We start from the raw sequence: 17,218 nt of genomic DNA, 5'->3' as shown, positions 1-17,218 counted from the left end.
CCCCGGGCCGCCGGCCCGGGGTCGAGTCGTCTCCGTCGACGGCGAGGGCGCCGATGGCGTGCCATGCTTCCGTGATGGAGGACACGGACCTGGTGCAGACCGGTATCGGCCTGCTGGCGTCGGTCTACCGACTTCGCCAGAACCTGGAGAACGACGGCGAGGCCGGCGCGAGCGGTTACCCCGAGCTGCTCGAAGGAGCGCTCGACTTCACGATGACGGCGGACTCCCCCGTGCCACCGGAGTACCTCGCCGACGTCCAGGACATCGTCAAGCAGGCGGTCGACGAGCTGGCGCACCGCCAGGAGGCGGTCATGCGCGGGCTGCTGATGGGGTTCGTCAAGGTCGTCGAGGCCTACGAGGAGGAGAACCCCGGGCCGGACGTCCTGCACCTCCTCCAGCAGCTCTCCCTCGAGGTCGCCGTCGACTCACCGGAGGACTGAGCGGCCGACCGGAACCGGGTGGGCCAGGATCTCGCCCGTCCGGTCCGCCGCGTCCACGCCGCCGACGCCCCGCCACTCCTGGGTCACCACGAACAGCGTGTCGTCGCTCAGCGCGCAGGCGAAACAGCCGTGGGCGAACGTCAGCCGCTCCAGCACCCGACCGCCCTCGCGGACGCGGGTGCACGACCGGTTCGGGACGTCCGACACCCACACCGCGCCCGAGGCGTCGAGCGCGATGCCGTCCGGGACGCCGTCGCCCAGGTCGGCCCACACCCGGCGGCCGGTCAGCGAGCCGTCCGGCCGGACGGAGAACGCGGTCAGCCGCTTCGCGTACGACTCGGCCACGATCAACGTCGAGCCGTCCGGGGTCAGGGCCATGCCGTTGCCGAACGCGATCCCGTCGGCGACCTCGCGGACCTCGCCCGCCGGGCTCACGTGGAGGACCAGCCCGGGCCGGAAGTCCTCCCCCGCCATCAGGTCGAAGCCGCCCCCGTTTACGTAGCAGCCGCCGTCGCGCGCCACCACGATCTCGTTGTATCCCGACTCGCCCAGCTCGGCGTGGGTGACCGGACCGGACTCGGTGAGCCGCAGCAGGAGGCCGTCCGACGAGGAGACGACCAGCGGCTGCCCGTCGAGGAAGTCGAAGCACATCGGCATGGTCGGGAAGTCCGCGCGGAAGACCACCTCGCGCTGTCCCGCCGGGGTGACGGCGACGATTTCGTGGGCCAGCCAGTCGGCGAACCACAGGCGGCCGTCGTGCCAGCGCGGGGACTCGCCGAACGCGATCCCGTCGAGGAGCGGTTCCGTCATCGCCACCCTCCCAGCACCAGTGCCACGACGACGATCTTCACCAGCCAGTCGCCCGCGTGCAACGCGGCCAGCCGGACCGGGACACGCTCGTGCAGCACCGAACCCGCCAGGATGATCACCGGGAACCCGGCCCACACCAGCACCGCCAGGCCGAGCACCGGCCAAGAGGTGGCCGCCGCCAGCACCGCGAACACCACCACCAGCGCGAGCGTCCGCCCGAACTCCGCACCCATCCGCCACGGCGAGGGCCGCGCCGCCGCGCCCGCCGCGCTCAGCTCGGCCCAGACCCGTCCGAACACCGTGTACCAGACCGCGCTCACCACGACCGCGGCCACCGCCGCCACCAGCACCGGGACAACCATCGCCTGCTCCCTTCGTCGGCTTTCGAAGGGGACGTCGACGCCGGCGACCAGGCTTCGACATCGGGCGGGGAACTAGAGCGAAGAAGTCAGCCCGCGAGCCCGCAGCACCGCGCGCTCCATCGGGCGGAACACCAGCAGCTCGATCCCGACGCCGACCAGCAGGATCAGGAAGATCGCCGCGATCACCGTCTCGATGCTGTTCAGTGACGACCCCTGGTTCAGGTACGCGCCGAGGCCGACGCCCAGCTGTGGCGACAACGCGATCAGCTCGGCGGCCATCAGCGAACGCCACGAGAACGCCCACCCCTGCTTCAGCCCCGCCAGGAAGCCGGGCAGGGCCGCGGGCAGCAGGATGTGCCGGGCCGACGAGAGCCGGTTCGCGCCCATCACCTGCCCGACGCGCGGCAGGATCGGCGGGATCTGGTCGATGCCGGACACCAGGCCGTTCGCGATCGACGGCACCGAGCCGAGCAGGACGACGAAGTAGATCGCGCCGTCGTTGATGCCGAACCACAGGATCGCGGCCGGCACCCACGCCACCGACGGCAGGCTCTGCAGCCCGCTCAGCAGCGGCCCGATCGCCGCCCGCACCACCCGGACCTTGGCCACGACCAGGCCCAGCGGCGTGCCGATGACCACGCCGGCGATGAAACCGAGCGCGGCGCGGTGGACCGACGTCCAGACGAAGCCGAACACCTGGCCGTCGGCGACGCGGCCCCAGAACTCGTCCCACACCGCCAGCGGCGCGGGCAGCTGGGCCTCCGACCAGAACGCCGCCGCCCAGAGGACCTGCCAGACGACGATCAGCAGGACGAGCGCGAGCACCGGCGGCAGGAAACCCCAGGCGAACCGCTTCCAGAAGCTCGGGCGGCGCTCGCCGACCGGGGCGTCGAGCGAATCCAGTCCGGCACCGACCGCGTCGAGGTCCTCGACAGCGTCCGTCTCGGACCGGTCAAGCTGCGGCATGGGTACTGATCACCTCTCGCAGGTGCCCGGTGATCTCATCGGTGAGCTCCTCGGCGTCGGCCAGCGGGACGTCCGTCCACTCCCGGACGACCTTGCCCGGCCGCGACGACAGCAGCACGACACGCTGCCCGAGCCGGACGGCTTCGCGCACGTCGTGGGTCACGAACAGCACCGACGTGCCGGTGCTGCGGTAGACGCGCAGCAGCTCGCCCTGCAGGACGTCGCGGGTGATGGCGTCGAGCGCGGCGAACGGCTCGTCCATCAGCAGCAGCGCCTGCTCCGGGTCGCCGCCGACGCGCAGGGTCGCGGCCAGCGCGCGGGCCAGCGCGACCCGCTGCCGCATCCCGCCGGACAGCTCGTGCGGCCGCTTGCCGCCCGCGCCGTTCAGCCGGACGAGCTCCAGCAGCTCGGCGGCCTTTTCGCGGCGCTCGGCGCGTCCGAAGCCGGCCAGCCGCAGCGGCAGCTCGACGTTGCGGGCGGCGGTCAGCCACGGCATCAGCGCGGCCTCCTGGAACATGACCGCGGGCCGCGAGGTGTTCAGCGTGATCTCCCCCGCCGACGGCGCGTCCAGCCCGGCGACCAGGTTCAGCAGCGTGCTCTTGCCGCACCCGGACGCGCCGAGCAGGCAGACGAACTCGCCGGGCGCGACCGTGAGGTCCACGCCGTCGAGCGCGACGACCGCCCGGCCGGCCGGGCCGAACGTCTTGCGGACGCCGTCGAGCCGGACCGCGGTCGCGCCGGTGAAGCTGCTCCGGCCGGTCGGGAGGGTCGTGGTCATCGCTGGGTGCCTCTCACTTGGCGAGTTCGGGCGCGTTCACGGCGGGCTGGTTCTTCTCCTTGAGGACGTCGTTGAGCGGGCCGAAGTCGGCGAAGCCTTTCAGCGCGACCGCCGACTTGACCACCCCCGCCGTCACCGAGTCCTGCGCGAGCTGCGGGAACTCGGCCGGGATCGGGTCGGTGGTCAGCTCGATGCCGGAGAACGCGCGGTCGATGACGCCCTGGCTCAGGCTGCTGCCGGCGAGCTCCTTGAGCGCGCTGTTGACGACGGTCTTGGCGTCCGCCGGGTTGGCCTTCGCCCAGTCGATCGCGGCGAGCTGGCCCTTGAGCACCGCCTTGACGGTGTCCGGGTGCTGCTGCAGGAACTCGCTGCGCACGATGACGACGGTGGTCGGGAAGCGGCCGCCGGGCCACAGGTCCTTCTCGTCGACCAGGACCTTCGCGCCGGCGTCGAGGACCAGCCGGGACGCCCACGGCTCGGGCAGCCAGCCGCCGTCGAGCTCGCCCTTCTTGAAGGCGTCGAGCGTCTTGGAGTTGTCCAGGTTGGTGATCTTGACCTGGTCGGTCAGCTGCTTGCCGGCCAGGAACTTCTTCAGGGCGACGTCCTGGGTGTTGGCCAGCTGCGGCGTGGCGATCGTCTTGCCCTTGAGCTGGTCGACGCCGGTGATGTCCGGCTTGACGACCAGCTGCGCACCGCCGGAGACGGCGCCCGAGATCAGCTGGATCGTGCCCTTGGACTTGGTGAAGGCGTTGATCGCCGGGCCCGAGCCGATGAAGGCGATGTCGAGCGAGTTGCCCAGCAGCGCGTTGACCTCGTCGGGGCCGGCGTTGAAGGTCTGGGTGGTGAGCTTGGTCGAGCCCAGCTCTTGCTTGAAGAAGTCCTTCTTGACGCCGATCAGCGCGGGCGCGTGCGTGACGTTCGGGAAGTACCCGAGCCGCACCTCGCCGGCGGCACCGGCGTTCGCGGCCGGGGCGGCGGTGTTCTCCGCGGCGCGGGAACAGCCCGCGAGCACGCCCACGGCGGTCAGGGCGGCCAGCGCCGAGGCCAGGAAGCGGGTTCTGTGGTGGGTGCGCACGTCAGCGTCGCCTTTCGCGGGATCGGTGTCGGGGCGAGGTTCGCACGGTCACCCACTCAGGCGCATAGCCATCCGCATCCCGGGAAATCCGCTGAGATTTCTTGACACGGGTATCGGCGTGCGCCTATAGGCAACCACCCGGCCCCCTCGCGCGTGGTGGTAGTCGGACGACTTCGAGGGGGAACGGATGAAGACGGTCGCGGAGATCCGGCTGATGGTCCTGGTGGCGTACGCGGTGTGGGCGGGCTTCGCGCTCGGGCCGATCGGGGCCGACTGGCTGACCGCGATCGGCCTGGGCGAGTGGACGGCCGTGGTGCTGGCGGCCGCGCTGGGCCCGGCCTGCGTGGCCGTCGGATTCCTCTTCTGGCGGTTCACGGGCAAGCGCCCGGCCCGCCGGACGGCCCCGCTGCTCGGCCTGGCCGCCCCGGTCACCGTCCTCGGCCTGTCCGGCCTGGTCACCGGGTCGGCGACCCGCGGTCACACGTTCGTGCTCGTCTTCACGGCGGTCCCGCTGGTGATCTTCTTGCTGGTCGCGCTCGCGCGGTGGCGAACCGTCCGGCGCACCGAGGCAACCTCCGACGTCACCTGAACGTGGTACGAGTGACGACGAATTCGGGAGGAAACATGACAAGCCGACGGGGCCAGGGAGCCACCGGCGTCCGCGTGGCGCTGGTCGTGCTGTTCATCGGGATGGGCCAGGCGACGTTCGAGTGGTTCAGGTCACTGGGGATGGACGCGGTGACGAGCCTGGTGGTCTGGGCGATCCCGGTCTTCACGGGGGCGGCGGTGACGCTGGTGCTGTGGCTGGCGTCGGACCGGGCGTTTTCGTTGCGGAACTGGCTGCCGGTGGCGGTGAGCATCCCGGTGTACCTGGGCGGGGCGTTCGGCCTGGTCACGGGCGAGGCGAGCCTGGTGGCTTCGATCGTCACCGGGGTGGGGCTGGGGATCGCGGTGGTATCGGTGGCGGGGTTGCTGCGAGCCCGACGTCGCGAAGAGCCGGCGCGGCGGTAGCGGCTCGCCTTTGTCCACAGCCCGGGCCTGATGTGGAGGGGCAGGCCCGGGCTGTCGTTTTTCCGGCTTTTCGTCGGGTGGCGCCGGTAGGCTGGATGCGGGGCCGGACCCCCGGAGAGGGCGGGGGCTGCTCTGGGGCGGGGGCGCTCGGCCGGCAGCGCAACACCGCTGCCCCCACAGCACCAAACGCCACACCGAGTCACCGGCGCAGCAGCAGGGAAACGTCGCCGAACTCGTGCCACAGGTACCGGCGCTCCACCGCCGCGTCGTACGCTCGCTGGACCAGGTCCCTTCCCGCCACCGCCTCCAGCAACAGCAGGTGGGACGCGTCCGGTGCGTGCAAGCCCGTGACGATCCCGTCCACCACCCGCGCCGGACGTTCGGGGCCCAGGACCAAATCCGTCCACCCCTCCGCAGTCCCCTCGGCGGCCGACTCCAGTGCTCGCGCCGCCGTGGTGCCCACCGCGATCACCCGGCCCCCCTGGGAGCGCACCCACGACACCAGCGCCGCCGTTGTCGGGGGCACCCGGAACCGCTCCGCCTGCGGTGGCTCGCCCGCCTCCGGTGACGAGACCCCCGTGTGCAGCACCAGCGGCGCGAACAGCACACCGTCGGTCACCAAGCGCACCACCAGGGACTCCGAGAACGGCCGCGCCGCCGAGGGCATCTCCGCGCTTCCCGGCTCGCGGGCGAACACCGTCTGGTAGTCCGGCAACGGCCACGCCCGCGGCACGTACCCGTAGCGGATCGGGCGGCCCGCCGCCGACAGGAACCCCGGCACCGAACCCTCCATCGCCACCGCGGCCCGCCACAACCGCGCGACCCCCGGCGAAGCCGGAGCCAGCAACGTCAGTGACGCGCCCCCGGGCAGCTCGAGGTGCTCCCCCGCCCGGCCATCGAGCAGGGGGCCGCCGGGCGCGCGCAGCTCGATGACCCACGAACCGTCGTCGAGCGAGGTCGAGAAGTGGACCACGATCGGCCGGCCCGCACGCACGGCGTCGACCGCCGCCGGCAACGTTCCCGAGGTGTTGACCACCAGCAGGTCCCCCGGCCGAAGGTGCGAACCCAGGGACGAGAACACCGTGTGGTGGACGCCCGCGGGCGACGCGACCAGCAGGCGGACCTCGTCCCGCGCCAAGCCGCGCGCCTCGGGAGGCGCCGACGCCGACAGCTCGTCCGGCAGGTCGAACCGGATGTTCATGCGCTCACCAGCAGGTCGGCGGCCCGGTAGCGGCCACTGGGCGGACGCGAATCCAGCAGCCGCAGGAACGCCGGGACCGCGGACGACGGCAGCGGCCGGTCCGAGATGTCCTCGCCCGGGAACGCGCGCTGGTGCATCGCCGTGCGCAGGTCGCCCGGGTCGACCGCGTACACCGCCAGGTCCGGGTTCTCCGCGCCGAGCACGGCGGTGACCTGGTCGAGCGCCGCCTTCGCCGAGCCGTACCCGCCCCAGCCTTCGTACGCTTCGACGGCGGCGTCCGAGCTGATGTCGATGACGGTGCCCCGGGCGCGCGTCAGCGCGGGCAGCAGCAGCTGCGTCAGGGCGAGCGGCGCGAACACGTTCACGCGGTAGACGTTTTCCAGCTCCGCCAAGGGATAGCTCCCCAACGGCGGCAACGGGCTGACGCCCAGGGAACTGGCGTTGTTGACGAGCAGGTCCAGAGACGGACAGGCGTCGGCGAGCGCGGCGCGGTGGGCCGGGTCGGTGACGTCGCCGGGAACGGCCGTGAAGCCGGTCTCGCGGGCGGCGGAACCCAGAGCGGCCGCGTCCCGGCCGTCGCCGATGACTGTCCACTTGCGACTCACCAGTGCGGCGGCGAGGGCGCGGCCCAGGCCCGCGGACGCACCGGTGACGAGTGCGGTTGGCATGGTTCCTCCTTCGAGGGGTACCACACCATCGTCAAACCTCTATATTACTTGAGGTCAAGGCGGCGCCGCAGCAGGAAGTACGCTGCCAGCGAAACGACGAGCCCGACGTAGTACGCGAGATCGGCGCCGTGCAGCGCCGAGGCGACCGGTCCGGTGTAGAGGGACGTGTTCATGAATGGCACCGCCGCGCCGAACCCCACCACGAACGCCACGAGTGCGGCCCAGGGACGCACGGACGTCGACTCCAGCACGTCCACGCGCCGCCCGCCGCGGGTCCGGGCGAGCCAGTCCGGGATGACGACGCCGAGGAACGGCGGGATCCAGTAGCTGACGAACAGCAGCACGTTCTGGAACTTGGCCGCCAGCTCGCCGCTGTGCATCCAGAGGATCAGCGCGAACGCGAGCACCGTGACGATCACCGCCGACACCGGGCGTCGCAGCCGGACGCCGACGGTCTGCAGGGCCAGCGAGCCGCTGTAGTCGTTCATCGCGTTCGACGACACCGCCGCGAGCGCGATCACCGCCAGCGCCAGCGCGCCCAGGAAGCCGCCGCCGAGGAGTGCGGCGACGCCGGTGGCCGTCTGGTCGCCGAGCGACGACCCCAGCGCGAGCCCCAGGGTTTCGCCGATCGTGTACGAAACGACGAGACCGAGCAGCGTCGCCCAGAAGACGCTTCGCGAGGACGTCGAAGCGGGTAGGTAGCGGCTGAAGTCCGACGCGTAGGGCGCCCACGAGATCGCCAGTGACAGCGTGATCGTCGTGAACAGCACGACACTGCCCGCCAGGTCGGCGCCCGAGGCCGTGTCGGCGGTCGCGATCGGGTGTCCGGAAAGGACCTTCACGGCGAGCGCCGCGAAGGCGAGCACCAGCAGCACGCTCATCACCGCCTGCACGCGGTGGATCAGGGCGTAGCCGAACACGCCGAGCGCGCACTGCAGCACCAGCACGATCAGCACCGCCGCCCAGAACGGCAGCCCGGTCAGCTCGGCCAGCGCCTCACCGCCGAACAGGCCGACCAGCGCGTCCCAGGCGATCGAGCCGAGCCACTGGAGGAGCCCCGGCAGCACGACGCCGCCGCCGAAGGGCAGCCGGGCGAGCGGCAGCTGGCCGGTGCCGGTGCGCGGTCCCCAGGTGGACAGGTACGCCACCGGCAGCGACCCGAGCACGGTGCCGGCGAGCATCGCGGCCAGGCCCGTCCAGAACCCGAGGCCGTACGCCGCGGCGAGCGTGCCGGTGAACACCGCCGTCATGGTCAGGTTCGGCGCGAACCACACGCTGAACAGGCGCCACGGCCGCCCGAACCGGTTGCCCTCGGGCACCGGCGCGATGCCGTGGGTCTCGATCGCCAGGTCACGACCTCCGGTGGGCATGCGCCCGCCGAAGACCTCCGCACCCAAGCCGCTCATGTGCTGCCTCCTGTCGCGTTCACCCTAAAGCGCGGCCGCGTGGTGTAACGCGACGGCCCGAACGGGCGAATCACGGTTGGCCGTTGCCGGACCGCCGCACACACCCGTCAGGATCACCCGGCGGGGCCCACGGGAGGGTTGCGTGGCCGAGCACCCGCGGACGCTCGCGATGACCGGCCTGCTGGCCGCCGGTTTCGCGCTCGGCGTCACCGCGTTGACGCTGAAGGTGGCCGACGGCGCCCACTCCGCGCTCGACACGGCCCTGAGCACCGCCACGGGGTTCCTGTTCCTGCTGGCCGGCGCGGTCGCGCACGTGCGGCGCCCGGCCAACCCGATCGGCGTGCTCATCGCGCTCGCCGGTGTCGCGGTGTTCCTCGAGGACCTGCAGTTCACCCCGGACCCGGTGCTCTACACGATCGCCGTGCCGTTGCGCGCCGCGTCCGGCCCGGTGATCGCGCACCTCGTGCTCGCCTTCCCGCACGGGAGGCTCCGGTCGCGGTGGGAACGGCTGCTCGTCGCCGCGTCCTACCTGGTGGTGTTCGGCCTGGGCGTGCTCGGGCTGCTCTTCGGCGACGACCCGCGCGACCTGCTGGCGATCTCCGCGGGCCACGCGGGCCACGGCATCGCCGACCGCGTGCTGGAGCTCACCGCCACGGCGATCAGCCTCGGCGTGATCACCGTGCTGCTCTACCGGTGGCTGACCGGCCGGCTGCCGCAGCGGCGGCTGCTGTCGCCGGTGATCGCGATCGCGCTGTCCGGCGCGCTCGCGTCGGGGGTCGGCACGGCGCTCGGAGACGGGCACCCGCTGTCGGAGCCGCTGCTGCAGGTCTACCGGATCCTGTTCTGCCTGTGGCCGCTGGCGTTCCTGGCCGGCGTGCTGCGCGCCCGCGTCGGCAACGCCGAGATGATCCGGCTGCTGCTGGAACGCGACGGCACCGGGTTGGCCGCGCTGGTGCAGGACGACGAGGTGTGGAAGGACAGCCGGTCGATCGACGCGCTGAACGCGGCGGCCGGCCTGGTGCTGGACAACCAGCGGCTGACGGCGGAGCTGGAGCAGCGGCTGGCCGAGGTGCGGGCGTCGCGGGCCCGGCTCGTCGCGGCCGGTGACGAGGAACGCCGCCGCCTGGAACGCGACCTGCACGACGGCGCCCAGCAGCGGCTGGTGAGCGTGGTGCTGCTGCTGCGGATGACCGGCCGGCGGTACGGCGGCGCGTTGCCGGCCGAGGTCCGGGCGCTGCTGTCCGGCACGGTCGACGAGCTGCAGACGGCGATCACCGAGCTGCGGGAACTGGCCCGCGGGATCCGCCCGGCGATCCTCACCGAAGCGGGCCTGGTCGCGGCGGTGCGCTCGCTGGCCGACCGGATCCCGATGGAGGTCGCCCTGAAGGTCGGCACGGTGCCCCGGCTGGACGCGGCCGTCGAGGCCACGGCTTACTTCGTGGCGTCGGAAGCGCTGACGAACGCCCTCAAGCACGCGCGGACCGACGACGTGGTCGTGCGGATCGCGGTCGAGGGCGCCGAGCTGCGCCTCGAAGTCCGCGACGCCGGTGTCGGGGGCGCGTCGCTCGAGGGCGGAACCGGGCTGGCGGGCCTGCGCGACCGCGTCGAAGCCTTGGGCGGCGAGCTGCACGTCACGAGCGACGACGGCGGGACGACAGTCCGGGCGGCCATCCCGCTCCGGACGTGAAAGGGCCCCCTCGCCGCAGCGACGAGGGGGCCCTTCGGGAATCACTCGCTAGACGAGCAGCAGGAACAGCAGCCCGTTGGGCGTACCGAGACCCGTCACGTCGTCGTAGCCCGGGGTCGTGTGGATGGTCAGACCCTGGTAGTCGAGCGTGCGCACCGAGGTGAGCAGGCCGTCCGAAGCGTCGACCGAGTTCGCGTAGTCGACGCGCTCCACGGCGGCGTCCACGTGCTTCACGTCGCTGATCGCCGAGGTGCGGGAGGTCAGCTTGTAGATCACGGGGTTGATGAAGCCGTGGTGGAAGTGGTCGAAGCTGTCGGCCACCGCCATGATGCCGGCGAACACCGGCGACGCGAGGCTCGTGCCGCCGATCCGGTACTGGTCGTAGTAGGCGCCGTCCGGGAAGGTCTGCGTCTGGCCGACCAGGAAGCCGGTGTTCGGGTCGCCGACCGCGGAGATGTCGGGCACCACACGGCCCTTGTTGTTGCCGGTCTGGTTCTTCTTCGCCAGCGCGTCCGGCACGACACCCTTCTGGTAGAAGGGCTGCGCGAACAGCCGGCTCGTGCCACCACCGGAACCGCTGGTGTAGTTGGCCGGGCCGTAGACGCCGTTGGTCAGCAGCGACTTGCTGGTCTCCCAGCCGGTCTCGAAGATCCGCTTGCCGTCCTTGCCGATCGCGATGGACGTGCCGCCGACCGCGGTGATCCACGGCGCCGAGGCGGAGAAGTCCGGCGACGGCGTGCCGAGGCGCGCGACCTCGTCACCGTTGTCGCCCGAGGAGAAGTAGACGCCGATGCCCTCGAGCACCGCCTGCAGCGAGATCTGGTTGAAGACCTTGACCTCGTCGGCCGGGATGTCTTCGCCGGTGTCGCCGTAGGAGTTCGACACGATGTCGGCCTTGTGGCCGGCGATCACGTAGTTCAGCGCCACGTCGAGGGCGTTGTCCTCGCAGGACTCGCCGCCGACGTACAGGATGTCGGCACCCGGCGCGAGACCGTGAGCGGCCTCGACGTCGAGGGTCTCCTCGCCGTACCAGCCCGCCGCGTCGCACTGGTCCGGCGGCTCGAGAACCGGGTTCGCCGGGAACACGTGCTGCTTGAACTGGCTCTGCTTCAGCGGGTGCTGCGGGTCGTTCTTCTTCGCGTACGTGCTCGCGTCGGAGTAGATGGTCGGCGAGGCGAACGCGTCCACGATGGCGATCGTGGTGCCCTTGCCGTCCGCGCCGACCTTGTCGACGCCGTAGGCCGACCGCAGCTGCGCCGGGGTGTAGCCGCAGGGGGCGTAGGGCAGGTGCTTGCCGTTGTAGGCGGGATCGGTGGTGTCGATCTTCTCGCCGTAGTAGGCGCTGCACGGCCGCGCGTTGCGGAAGCCGGGGCCGGGCGGGACGTCGGCCGGCGTCGCCGAGCCGGTGGCGTGGTCGGGCTTGAACAGGTTGGTCGCCTGGTCGACGCCGACGACACCGAGGACGTCGGCCGCCAGGTTCGCCGGCACCGACAGGTTCTTGTCGGCGGCGCGGAGGGTCTGGCCCTTGACCTTGTACTTGGCCAGCTTGACGCCGAACGCGTTCTGCGTCTGGTCGGCGGTGCCGGTGGCCTCGACGTACGCGCGGTTCGACGGGACGTCACCGACGCTGAACCCGCTGCCGGTCAGCCAGGTCTTGACGGCGTTCACCGTCGCGTCGCTGGCCGCGAACCGGTCACGCACCTGGTCCGGGCTGAGGTACTGGCGGTAGGTCTTGCTGTCCGGGTCGGACACGGCCTGCGCCAGCGCCTCGGCGCCGGCGTTGTCGCGCTGGTTCAGGTAGACCCGGAAGCTCAGCTTGGACGCGGGCGCCGTGTCGGCGACCTTCGCCTGCGCGTTCGCCCACAACGGGTGCGACTGCGGAATGTCCTGACGCCCCTGCGCGGACGCCGTCGCCGGCAGGGCGCCGGTCAGGCCACCCACCACCGCGAGCGAAAGGAGCAGGGTGGAGCTTCTTCGCACAGAAATCTCCCTCTTCGAAAGCGGCCCCCAGGAAATGGGCCTGGAACACCGGACGAGACTAGATCGGTGTTCCGCTCGCGGGGAAGTACTTGCGGAACCGTTATCTGGTCGCGAATTCACGGGGTCCCGCGCGTGGTACGGAAATCCGATTTGTCACTCGGATTACGCGAGGAATAATACTTGATGAGAGGTAAGTCCGATTTGTGGCCGTATTGCGGATCAGGTGGGCGGGGCTCCTGCCACCTACGAAAGTCGGTTGCTCCGTCCACTCGGGACAGTCCGCGGGTGACGGTAGTTCGGCCGTCAGCCCGTCGTCCCGAGCCGGCGATCCACCGCCGCGGGCGCGAACTGCGCCTCCACGACCATGGCCACCGCCCCACCGAGAGCTTCCCCGCGCCCCCCGATCTCGACCCGCAGGTTCCGCGTCGAACGCGGCAGCGCGCGCCGGTACAGCACCTCGCGGACCCCCGCCACGAAATGCGGCTCGGCCAGATCTCCGGCGATCACCAGCACGCCCGGGTTGACCACGCACACCAGCGTCGCGAGCACCTCCCCCACCTGCCGCCCAGCCTCCTCGGCGAGCCGCACCGCGATGGGTGAGCCGGCCAGGATCCGCGAACGGACTCCCGAGCCCGACGTCGTCGGCAGGCCCAGGTCCGTCAGGCGGGCGGCCAGCGCGCCTCCGCCGGCCACCGCCGCCAGGCAGCCGAGTGAGCCGCACAAGCAGCGCGCGTCCTCGTGGCCGGGCAGGCGGACGTGCCCGATGTCGCCCGCGCCCCCGTCGATGCCGCGGTACACCTCGCCGCCGATCACCAGGCCGGCGCCGATTCCGGTGGACGCCTTGACCACGACCAGCGCGGCCGTGTCCGGGTAGCGGGCGCGGTGCTCGCCCAGCGCCATCAGGTTCGCGTCGTTGTCGACCAGCACCGGGGCGCCGAACCGCGCACCGAGGAAGGCGTCGATCGGGTAGCCGTCCCAGCCCGGCATGATCGGCGGCTGCGTGACGCGCCCGCCGCCGGGCTCGACCGGCCCCGGCACCGAGATCCCCACGCCGCACACCGGCCGGTCGACCCCGGCCAGCATCTCCTCGAACCACTCCGCGATCCGGCCGAGCACCGGCTCCGGCCCGTCGGCGACGCGCAGGTCGCCCGCGCGGTGGGCCAGCCGGCGTCCCGACAGGTCGGTGAGCGCGGCCTCGGCGTGCATCGTGTCGACGCTCGCGGCGAGGACGACGGCGTGCCGGTCGTCGAAGCGCAGCCGCCGGGCCGGACGGCCGCCCGTGGAGTCCTCCTGAGCGCCCTCGATCAGCAGGCCTGCCGCGTGGAGCCGGTCCAGCCGCGCGGTGAGCGTCGTCCGGGACAGCCCGCTGCGCGTGAGCAGGACTTTCCGCGTGGTCGCCTGCCCGGTCCTGACCAGCTGCAACAGCTCGCCGGCGCTGGTCGTCATCGCCCTCCCCCGTACTTTTGTCCATTGACAATACACAAGTCGGAGATAGATTGGACACATGGACGTAACATGGGGGCGGGCCGCGGCTGTGCTGGAAGACAACTGGCTCGGCTCGTCGACCGTGCCCTCACGCTCGCTCTACCCGCACCAGTGGAGCTGGGACTCGGCGTTCATCGCGATCGGCCTGCGGCACCTGTCGCCCTCGCGCGCCCGCCGTGAGCTGCTGACGCTGTTCTCCGCGCAGTGGCGCGACGGCCGCGTCCCGCACATCCTCTTCAACCCCGACACCCCGCCCGAGGCGTACTTCCCCGGCCCGGACTTCTGGCGCGCGCGGCGGACGTCGGGGCTGATCCAGCCGCCGGTGCACGCGCGGGCGGTGCTCGCGGTGCACGAGGCCGAGCCCGACCACACGTTCCTCGCCACGCTGTACCCGAAGCTGCGGGCCTGGCACGAGTACCTGCGGACCCACCGCGACGCCGGCGGGCGCGGGCTCGCGGCGATCGTGCACCCGTGGGAGTCCGGCATGGACAACAGCCCGGCCTGGGACGAGCCGCTCGCGCGCGTCACGCCGTCGGCCGGGTTCGTCCGCCGCGACCTGCAGCACGGCGCCGCCGCCGACCGGCCGAGCGACGACGACTACGGCCGGTACGTCCGCCTCGCCGCGGACTACCGGGACAGCGGCTACCAGGACTTCGGCGACTTCGTCGTGGAGGACCCCGGCTTCAACGCGATCCTGGCCGACGCCGAGCTGGCGCTGGCCGAGATCGCCGTCGAACTCGGCCTGCCCGCGGCCGCCGCCACGCACCGCGAAGCCGCGGCGCGCGTCGAAAAGGCGATGCAGGAAACCTTGTGGGACAACGGCTTCTTCTTCGCCCGGGACGTCCGGACCGGTGAGCGGACCCGCGCACACACGTGCGCGGGCCTGCTGCCGCTGCTGCTGCCGGACCTGGCCGTCGCCCCGGCCCTGCTGGCGACGGCCACCGGGCCGCGGTTCCGGCTCGGGCGCGTCCACGGCGTCCCGAGCCACGACCTGACCGCGGCGGACTTCGACGCGGGCCGCTACTGGCGCGGCCCGTCGTGGGCCAACGTCGGCTGGCTGGTCCGGCAGGGGCTGCAGCGCCACGGCGAGCACGCCCTCGCCGCCCGGCTGGGCGACGACCTCGTCGAGACGGCGTCCCGGACGGAGTTCGCCGAGTACGTCGACCCGCTGACCGGCGCCGGGCACGGCGCCCGGTCGTTCGGCTGGACCGCGGCGCTGACCCTGGACCTGCTGGCTCAGCCGGCCGTCGTCGCGTAGTCCGAGCCCAGCCAGGTCTCGTCGATCCGCAGGCGCTTGTAGCGCGTGCTGTCGCTCGACGCCGCGTACGTGCTCGTCACCTGCAAGCGGACGTACCTCGACGTCACCGCCGTGAGATCGACGAACTGGACGCCGCGGTGGCTCGGGAGCGTGCCGGACTTCACCGCGCTCCCCCAGTTCTTGCCGTCGCTCGACACGAACACCTTGTACGCCTTGATCCGCGCGGACTGCTCACTGTCCGACCGGGCGTAGCTGACCGAGTCCTCCCGCTGGTTCAGGCCGAGGTACTGGACCTTCTTCGCCGAGCCGAGGTCGTAGTCGAGGTTGACCGGCAAGGTCTTGTTGTTGTCGAAGTACGTCAGGTAGTCCCCGTCGCTCGCGGCCTGTCCACTGTGGCCACTCGCGGACGCGCTCGCCTTGAGCGTCAACGTCTTCGGGTCGTACGTGCCGGTGCGACCGGCCGTCTCGACCTTGAACACCGTGTCGTAGGTGTCCCAGCCGGACAGGCCGCTGAGCGTCAGGCTGCCGCTGCCCTGGCTGAAGGAGATCGCCGCGCCGGTGCGCAGGTTCGTCACCTTCGAGACGCGGTAGCCGTTGTCGCGGATCTTCAGGGTGCTGCCGGACGGCTTGGTCAGGACGTGCACGTACTGCGTGTCGCCCTTGATCGTGATGGCGCCGTGCGCGCCGTCGTTCCAGAAGCCGGGTTGCATGCCGCCGTACATGTACCCGGCGCCCTCGGTCCCGCCGAGGGACTCCCAGATCGCGGCGAGGTAGGTGTTCGCGAAGTTGTTGAACGCTTCCTGGTTCGACGGGAACTTGCCGTTCACCATCGCCGTCTCGGCCATCAGCGACTTGATCGACGAGCCCGAGTTCGTCACCAGACGTCCGATGTTCAGCGCCTTGTTCACCGCCGAGTTCGAGCCGCCGTACCACCACGAGCCGGTGTCGGGCAGCTTGAAACAGGCCTCGGTCAGCCGCGGCATCGCCGTGTAGGTCGCCTGCGGGTAGTCGTAGGACGGCGTCATGCCGGTCTTCTGCTCGTTGCTGATCGTGTCCATGATCGGCGTGTCTTCGTTGTTGTTGCTCAGCAAGTAGTCCGGCCGCTGCTGGTAGATCTGCTGGTACAGGTCGTGGGACTCCCAGTAGGCGTTGTCGTTGTCGATCCAGAACCCGCCGAGGTCCGGGTAGTTCTTCATGACCTCGAAGAAGTTGTCGTAGCTGAACTGGCCGAAGCCGCTCTGGCTGTCGAGGTCGACGGTCTTGCCCTTGTACTTCGAGTAGCCCGCCGAGTCGAGCCACTCGTGACCGCCCTCGTCGTGCCACTGGGCGTCGTTGGTCATGTAGAGGATGACCTTGAGCCCCTGGGGTTTCGCCGCGGCGATCAGCTCGCCGAGGAAGTCCCGCTTGGTGGTACAGCTGCCGGGGATCTTCGACGGCCAGGCCCGCGAGTAGCCGAGCCGGCTGTGGAACGACGCGAGCACGAGGTACGACGCGTGCAGCTTCTTGGCTTCGGTGACCCAGTAGGCGGGACTCCACCCGCCGTCGGTGATCGCCTTTTCCCAGGCGCTGCAACTGGTGTAGCCGGGTGACGTGCGCATGCCCCAGTGCAGGAACAGGCCCGCCTGGCTGTCGCGCAGCCACTGCTGGGACGGCTTCTGCAGGTCGGCCGACGCGGGTGCGGCGAGAAGCCCGGCCACCACCAGCATCGAAGCGCACGCGGCGAGCACCCGGCGCAGGAACTTGGCTGACATCAGTGACCTCCAAGTGGTCTGGTCCACTCGGTGGTGTACTCCTGGGTTCCGGGCACGGTCAATACTGTGATCCGACCTTTTCACGACGTCCCAGCGGCCGGTACATCACGACTGCGGCCAACCGGGTTAAATATCTGATATATGACACGAGAGATCCGATCTCTCTTGACTCGACCTCCCGGAAGCGAGTAGATGTTCTCCCCAGAGAGCGCTTTCGCTCTCCCCCACCGCTCCGGCGACACGGGCAGCACGCCGCGCCCCCCAGAGCTGGTCGGGATGCCGACGGACGGCGGATCGGCATCCCGGCCACCTTCTTCCCCGGGGGCACCTTCGAAGGTGC

The 17,218-nt window shown here is 71.3% G+C and carries 16 protein-coding genes; 5 read left to right on the top strand and 11 right to left on the bottom strand.

Going from position 1 to position 17,218, the window contains the following annotated elements:
- Positions 1 to 74: 74 nt before the first annotated feature.
- Positions 75 to 440 carry a hypothetical protein gene (locus ABZ342_RS03460; RefSeq protein ID WP_155544934.1) on the top strand — a complete coding sequence of 122 codons (366 nt, stop codon included), beginning with the start codon at positions 75 to 77 and terminating at the stop codon, positions 438 to 440.
- Here ABZ342_RS03460 and ABZ342_RS03455 read toward each other — a convergent pair.
- The 5 genes from ABZ342_RS03455 to ABZ342_RS03435 all read right to left on the bottom strand — a co-directional run bounded on the left by ABZ342_RS03455 (position 426) and on the right by ABZ342_RS03435 (position 4,431).
- Positions 426 to 1,250: an SMP-30/gluconolactonase/LRE family protein gene (locus ABZ342_RS03455; protein ID WP_360468418.1), complete on the bottom strand. Its 825-nt coding sequence runs from the start codon at positions 1,248 to 1,250 to the stop codon at positions 426 to 428. The two genes, ABZ342_RS03460 and ABZ342_RS03455, sit on opposite strands and share 15 nt — an antisense overlap.
- On the bottom strand, positions 1,247 to 1,612 hold the full coding sequence (locus ABZ342_RS03450) for a DUF1761 domain-containing protein (RefSeq protein WP_155544932.1): 366 nt from the start codon (positions 1,610 to 1,612) through the stop codon (positions 1,247 to 1,249). The genes ABZ342_RS03455 and ABZ342_RS03450 overlap by 4 nt, the downstream gene beginning before the upstream one ends.
- Before the next feature lie 72 nt (positions 1,613 to 1,684).
- Positions 1,685 to 2,578: an ABC transporter permease gene (locus tag ABZ342_RS03445; RefSeq protein WP_360468417.1), complete on the bottom strand. Its 894-nt coding sequence runs from the start codon at positions 2,576 to 2,578 to the stop codon at positions 1,685 to 1,687.
- Positions 2,565 to 3,356: an ABC transporter ATP-binding protein gene (locus ABZ342_RS03440; protein WP_155544930.1), complete on the bottom strand. Its 792-nt coding sequence runs from the start codon at positions 3,354 to 3,356 to the stop codon at positions 2,565 to 2,567. Before ABZ342_RS03440 ends, ABZ342_RS03445 begins: the two co-directional genes overlap by 14 nt.
- A gap of 13 nt (positions 3,357 to 3,369) precedes the next feature.
- Entirely contained in the window at positions 3,370 to 4,431 is a 1,062-nt protein-coding gene (locus tag ABZ342_RS03435; RefSeq protein WP_360468416.1) for an ABC transporter substrate-binding protein, read from the bottom strand.
- A gap of 187 nt (positions 4,432 to 4,618) precedes the next feature.
- Here ABZ342_RS03435 and ABZ342_RS03430 point away from each other — a divergent pair, with 187 nt between their 5' ends.
- Together ABZ342_RS03430 and ABZ342_RS03425 are read left to right on the top strand one after the other, a co-directional pair.
- On the top strand, positions 4,619 to 5,020 hold the full coding sequence (locus tag ABZ342_RS03430) for a hypothetical protein (RefSeq protein WP_360468415.1): 402 nt from the start codon (positions 4,619 to 4,621) through the stop codon (positions 5,018 to 5,020).
- Between the two features lie 35 nt (positions 5,021 to 5,055).
- The gene (locus ABZ342_RS03425; protein WP_155544927.1) at positions 5,056 to 5,442 is read left to right on the top strand and encodes a hypothetical protein; all 387 of its coding nucleotides are present in this window, start codon (positions 5,056 to 5,058) and stop codon (positions 5,440 to 5,442) included.
- A 199-nt stretch (positions 5,443 to 5,641) separates the two neighbouring features.
- Here the strand turns inward: ABZ342_RS03425 and ABZ342_RS03420 are convergent, their stop codons facing one another.
- Genes ABZ342_RS03420 through ABZ342_RS03410 form a run of 3 tightly spaced genes read right to left on the bottom strand, consistent with a single transcriptional unit; the run spans position 5,642 to position 8,717 of the window.
- On the bottom strand, positions 5,642 to 6,643 hold the full coding sequence (locus ABZ342_RS03420) for an S-adenosylmethionine:tRNA ribosyltransferase-isomerase (RefSeq protein WP_360468414.1): 1,002 nt from the start codon (positions 6,641 to 6,643) through the stop codon (positions 5,642 to 5,644).
- Positions 6,640 to 7,311, bottom strand: a complete 672-nt coding sequence (locus ABZ342_RS03415) for an SDR family NAD(P)-dependent oxidoreductase (protein ID WP_360468413.1) — start codon at positions 7,309 to 7,311, stop codon at positions 6,640 to 6,642. The genes ABZ342_RS03420 and ABZ342_RS03415 overlap by 4 nt, the downstream gene beginning before the upstream one ends.
- 44 nt (positions 7,312 to 7,355) lie before the next feature.
- Positions 7,356 to 8,717 carry a cytosine permease gene (locus ABZ342_RS03410; RefSeq protein ID WP_360468412.1) on the bottom strand — a complete coding sequence of 454 codons (1,362 nt, stop codon included), beginning with the start codon at positions 8,715 to 8,717 and terminating at the stop codon, positions 7,356 to 7,358.
- Positions 8,718 to 8,886: 169 nt separating this feature from the next.
- Here ABZ342_RS03410 and ABZ342_RS03405 point away from each other — a divergent pair, with 169 nt between their 5' ends.
- A complete protein-coding gene (locus ABZ342_RS03405) occupies positions 8,887 to 10,404 on the top strand; it encodes a sensor histidine kinase (protein ID WP_360468740.1) in 1,518 nt (505 codons plus the stop codon).
- A 48-nt stretch (positions 10,405 to 10,452) separates the two neighbouring features.
- Here the strand turns inward: ABZ342_RS03405 and ABZ342_RS03400 are convergent, their stop codons facing one another.
- Positions 10,453 to 12,384, bottom strand: a complete 1,932-nt coding sequence (locus tag ABZ342_RS03400; RefSeq protein ID WP_360468411.1) for a S53 family peptidase — start codon at positions 12,382 to 12,384, stop codon at positions 10,453 to 10,455.
- A 303-nt stretch (positions 12,385 to 12,687) separates the two neighbouring features.
- On the bottom strand, positions 12,688 to 13,830 hold the full coding sequence (locus tag ABZ342_RS03395) for an ROK family protein (protein WP_360468410.1): 1,143 nt from the start codon (positions 13,828 to 13,830) through the stop codon (positions 12,688 to 12,690).
- A gap of 58 nt (positions 13,831 to 13,888) precedes the next feature.
- On the opposite strand from ABZ342_RS03395, the gene ABZ342_RS03390 reads away from it, so the two are divergent.
- On the top strand, positions 13,889 to 15,127 hold the full coding sequence (locus tag ABZ342_RS03390) for a trehalase family glycosidase (protein WP_360468409.1): 1,239 nt from the start codon (positions 13,889 to 13,891) through the stop codon (positions 15,125 to 15,127).
- On the opposite strand, the gene ABZ342_RS03385 is transcribed toward ABZ342_RS03390, so the two are convergent.
- Complete coding sequence (locus tag ABZ342_RS03385) at positions 15,106 to 16,878, bottom strand: alpha-L-fucosidase (protein ID WP_360468408.1); 1,773 nt, start codon at positions 16,876 to 16,878, stop codon at positions 15,106 to 15,108. The genes ABZ342_RS03390 and ABZ342_RS03385 overlap by 22 nt on opposite strands.
- Between the last annotated feature and the right edge of the window lie 340 nt (positions 16,879 to 17,218).

The organism is Amycolatopsis sp. NPDC005961 (genome assembly GCF_040629235.1).
Classification (GTDB): domain Bacteria; phylum Actinomycetota; class Actinomycetes; order Mycobacteriales; family Pseudonocardiaceae; genus Amycolatopsis; species Amycolatopsis camponoti.
This window is presented reverse-complemented; position numbering and strand designations above follow the sequence as displayed.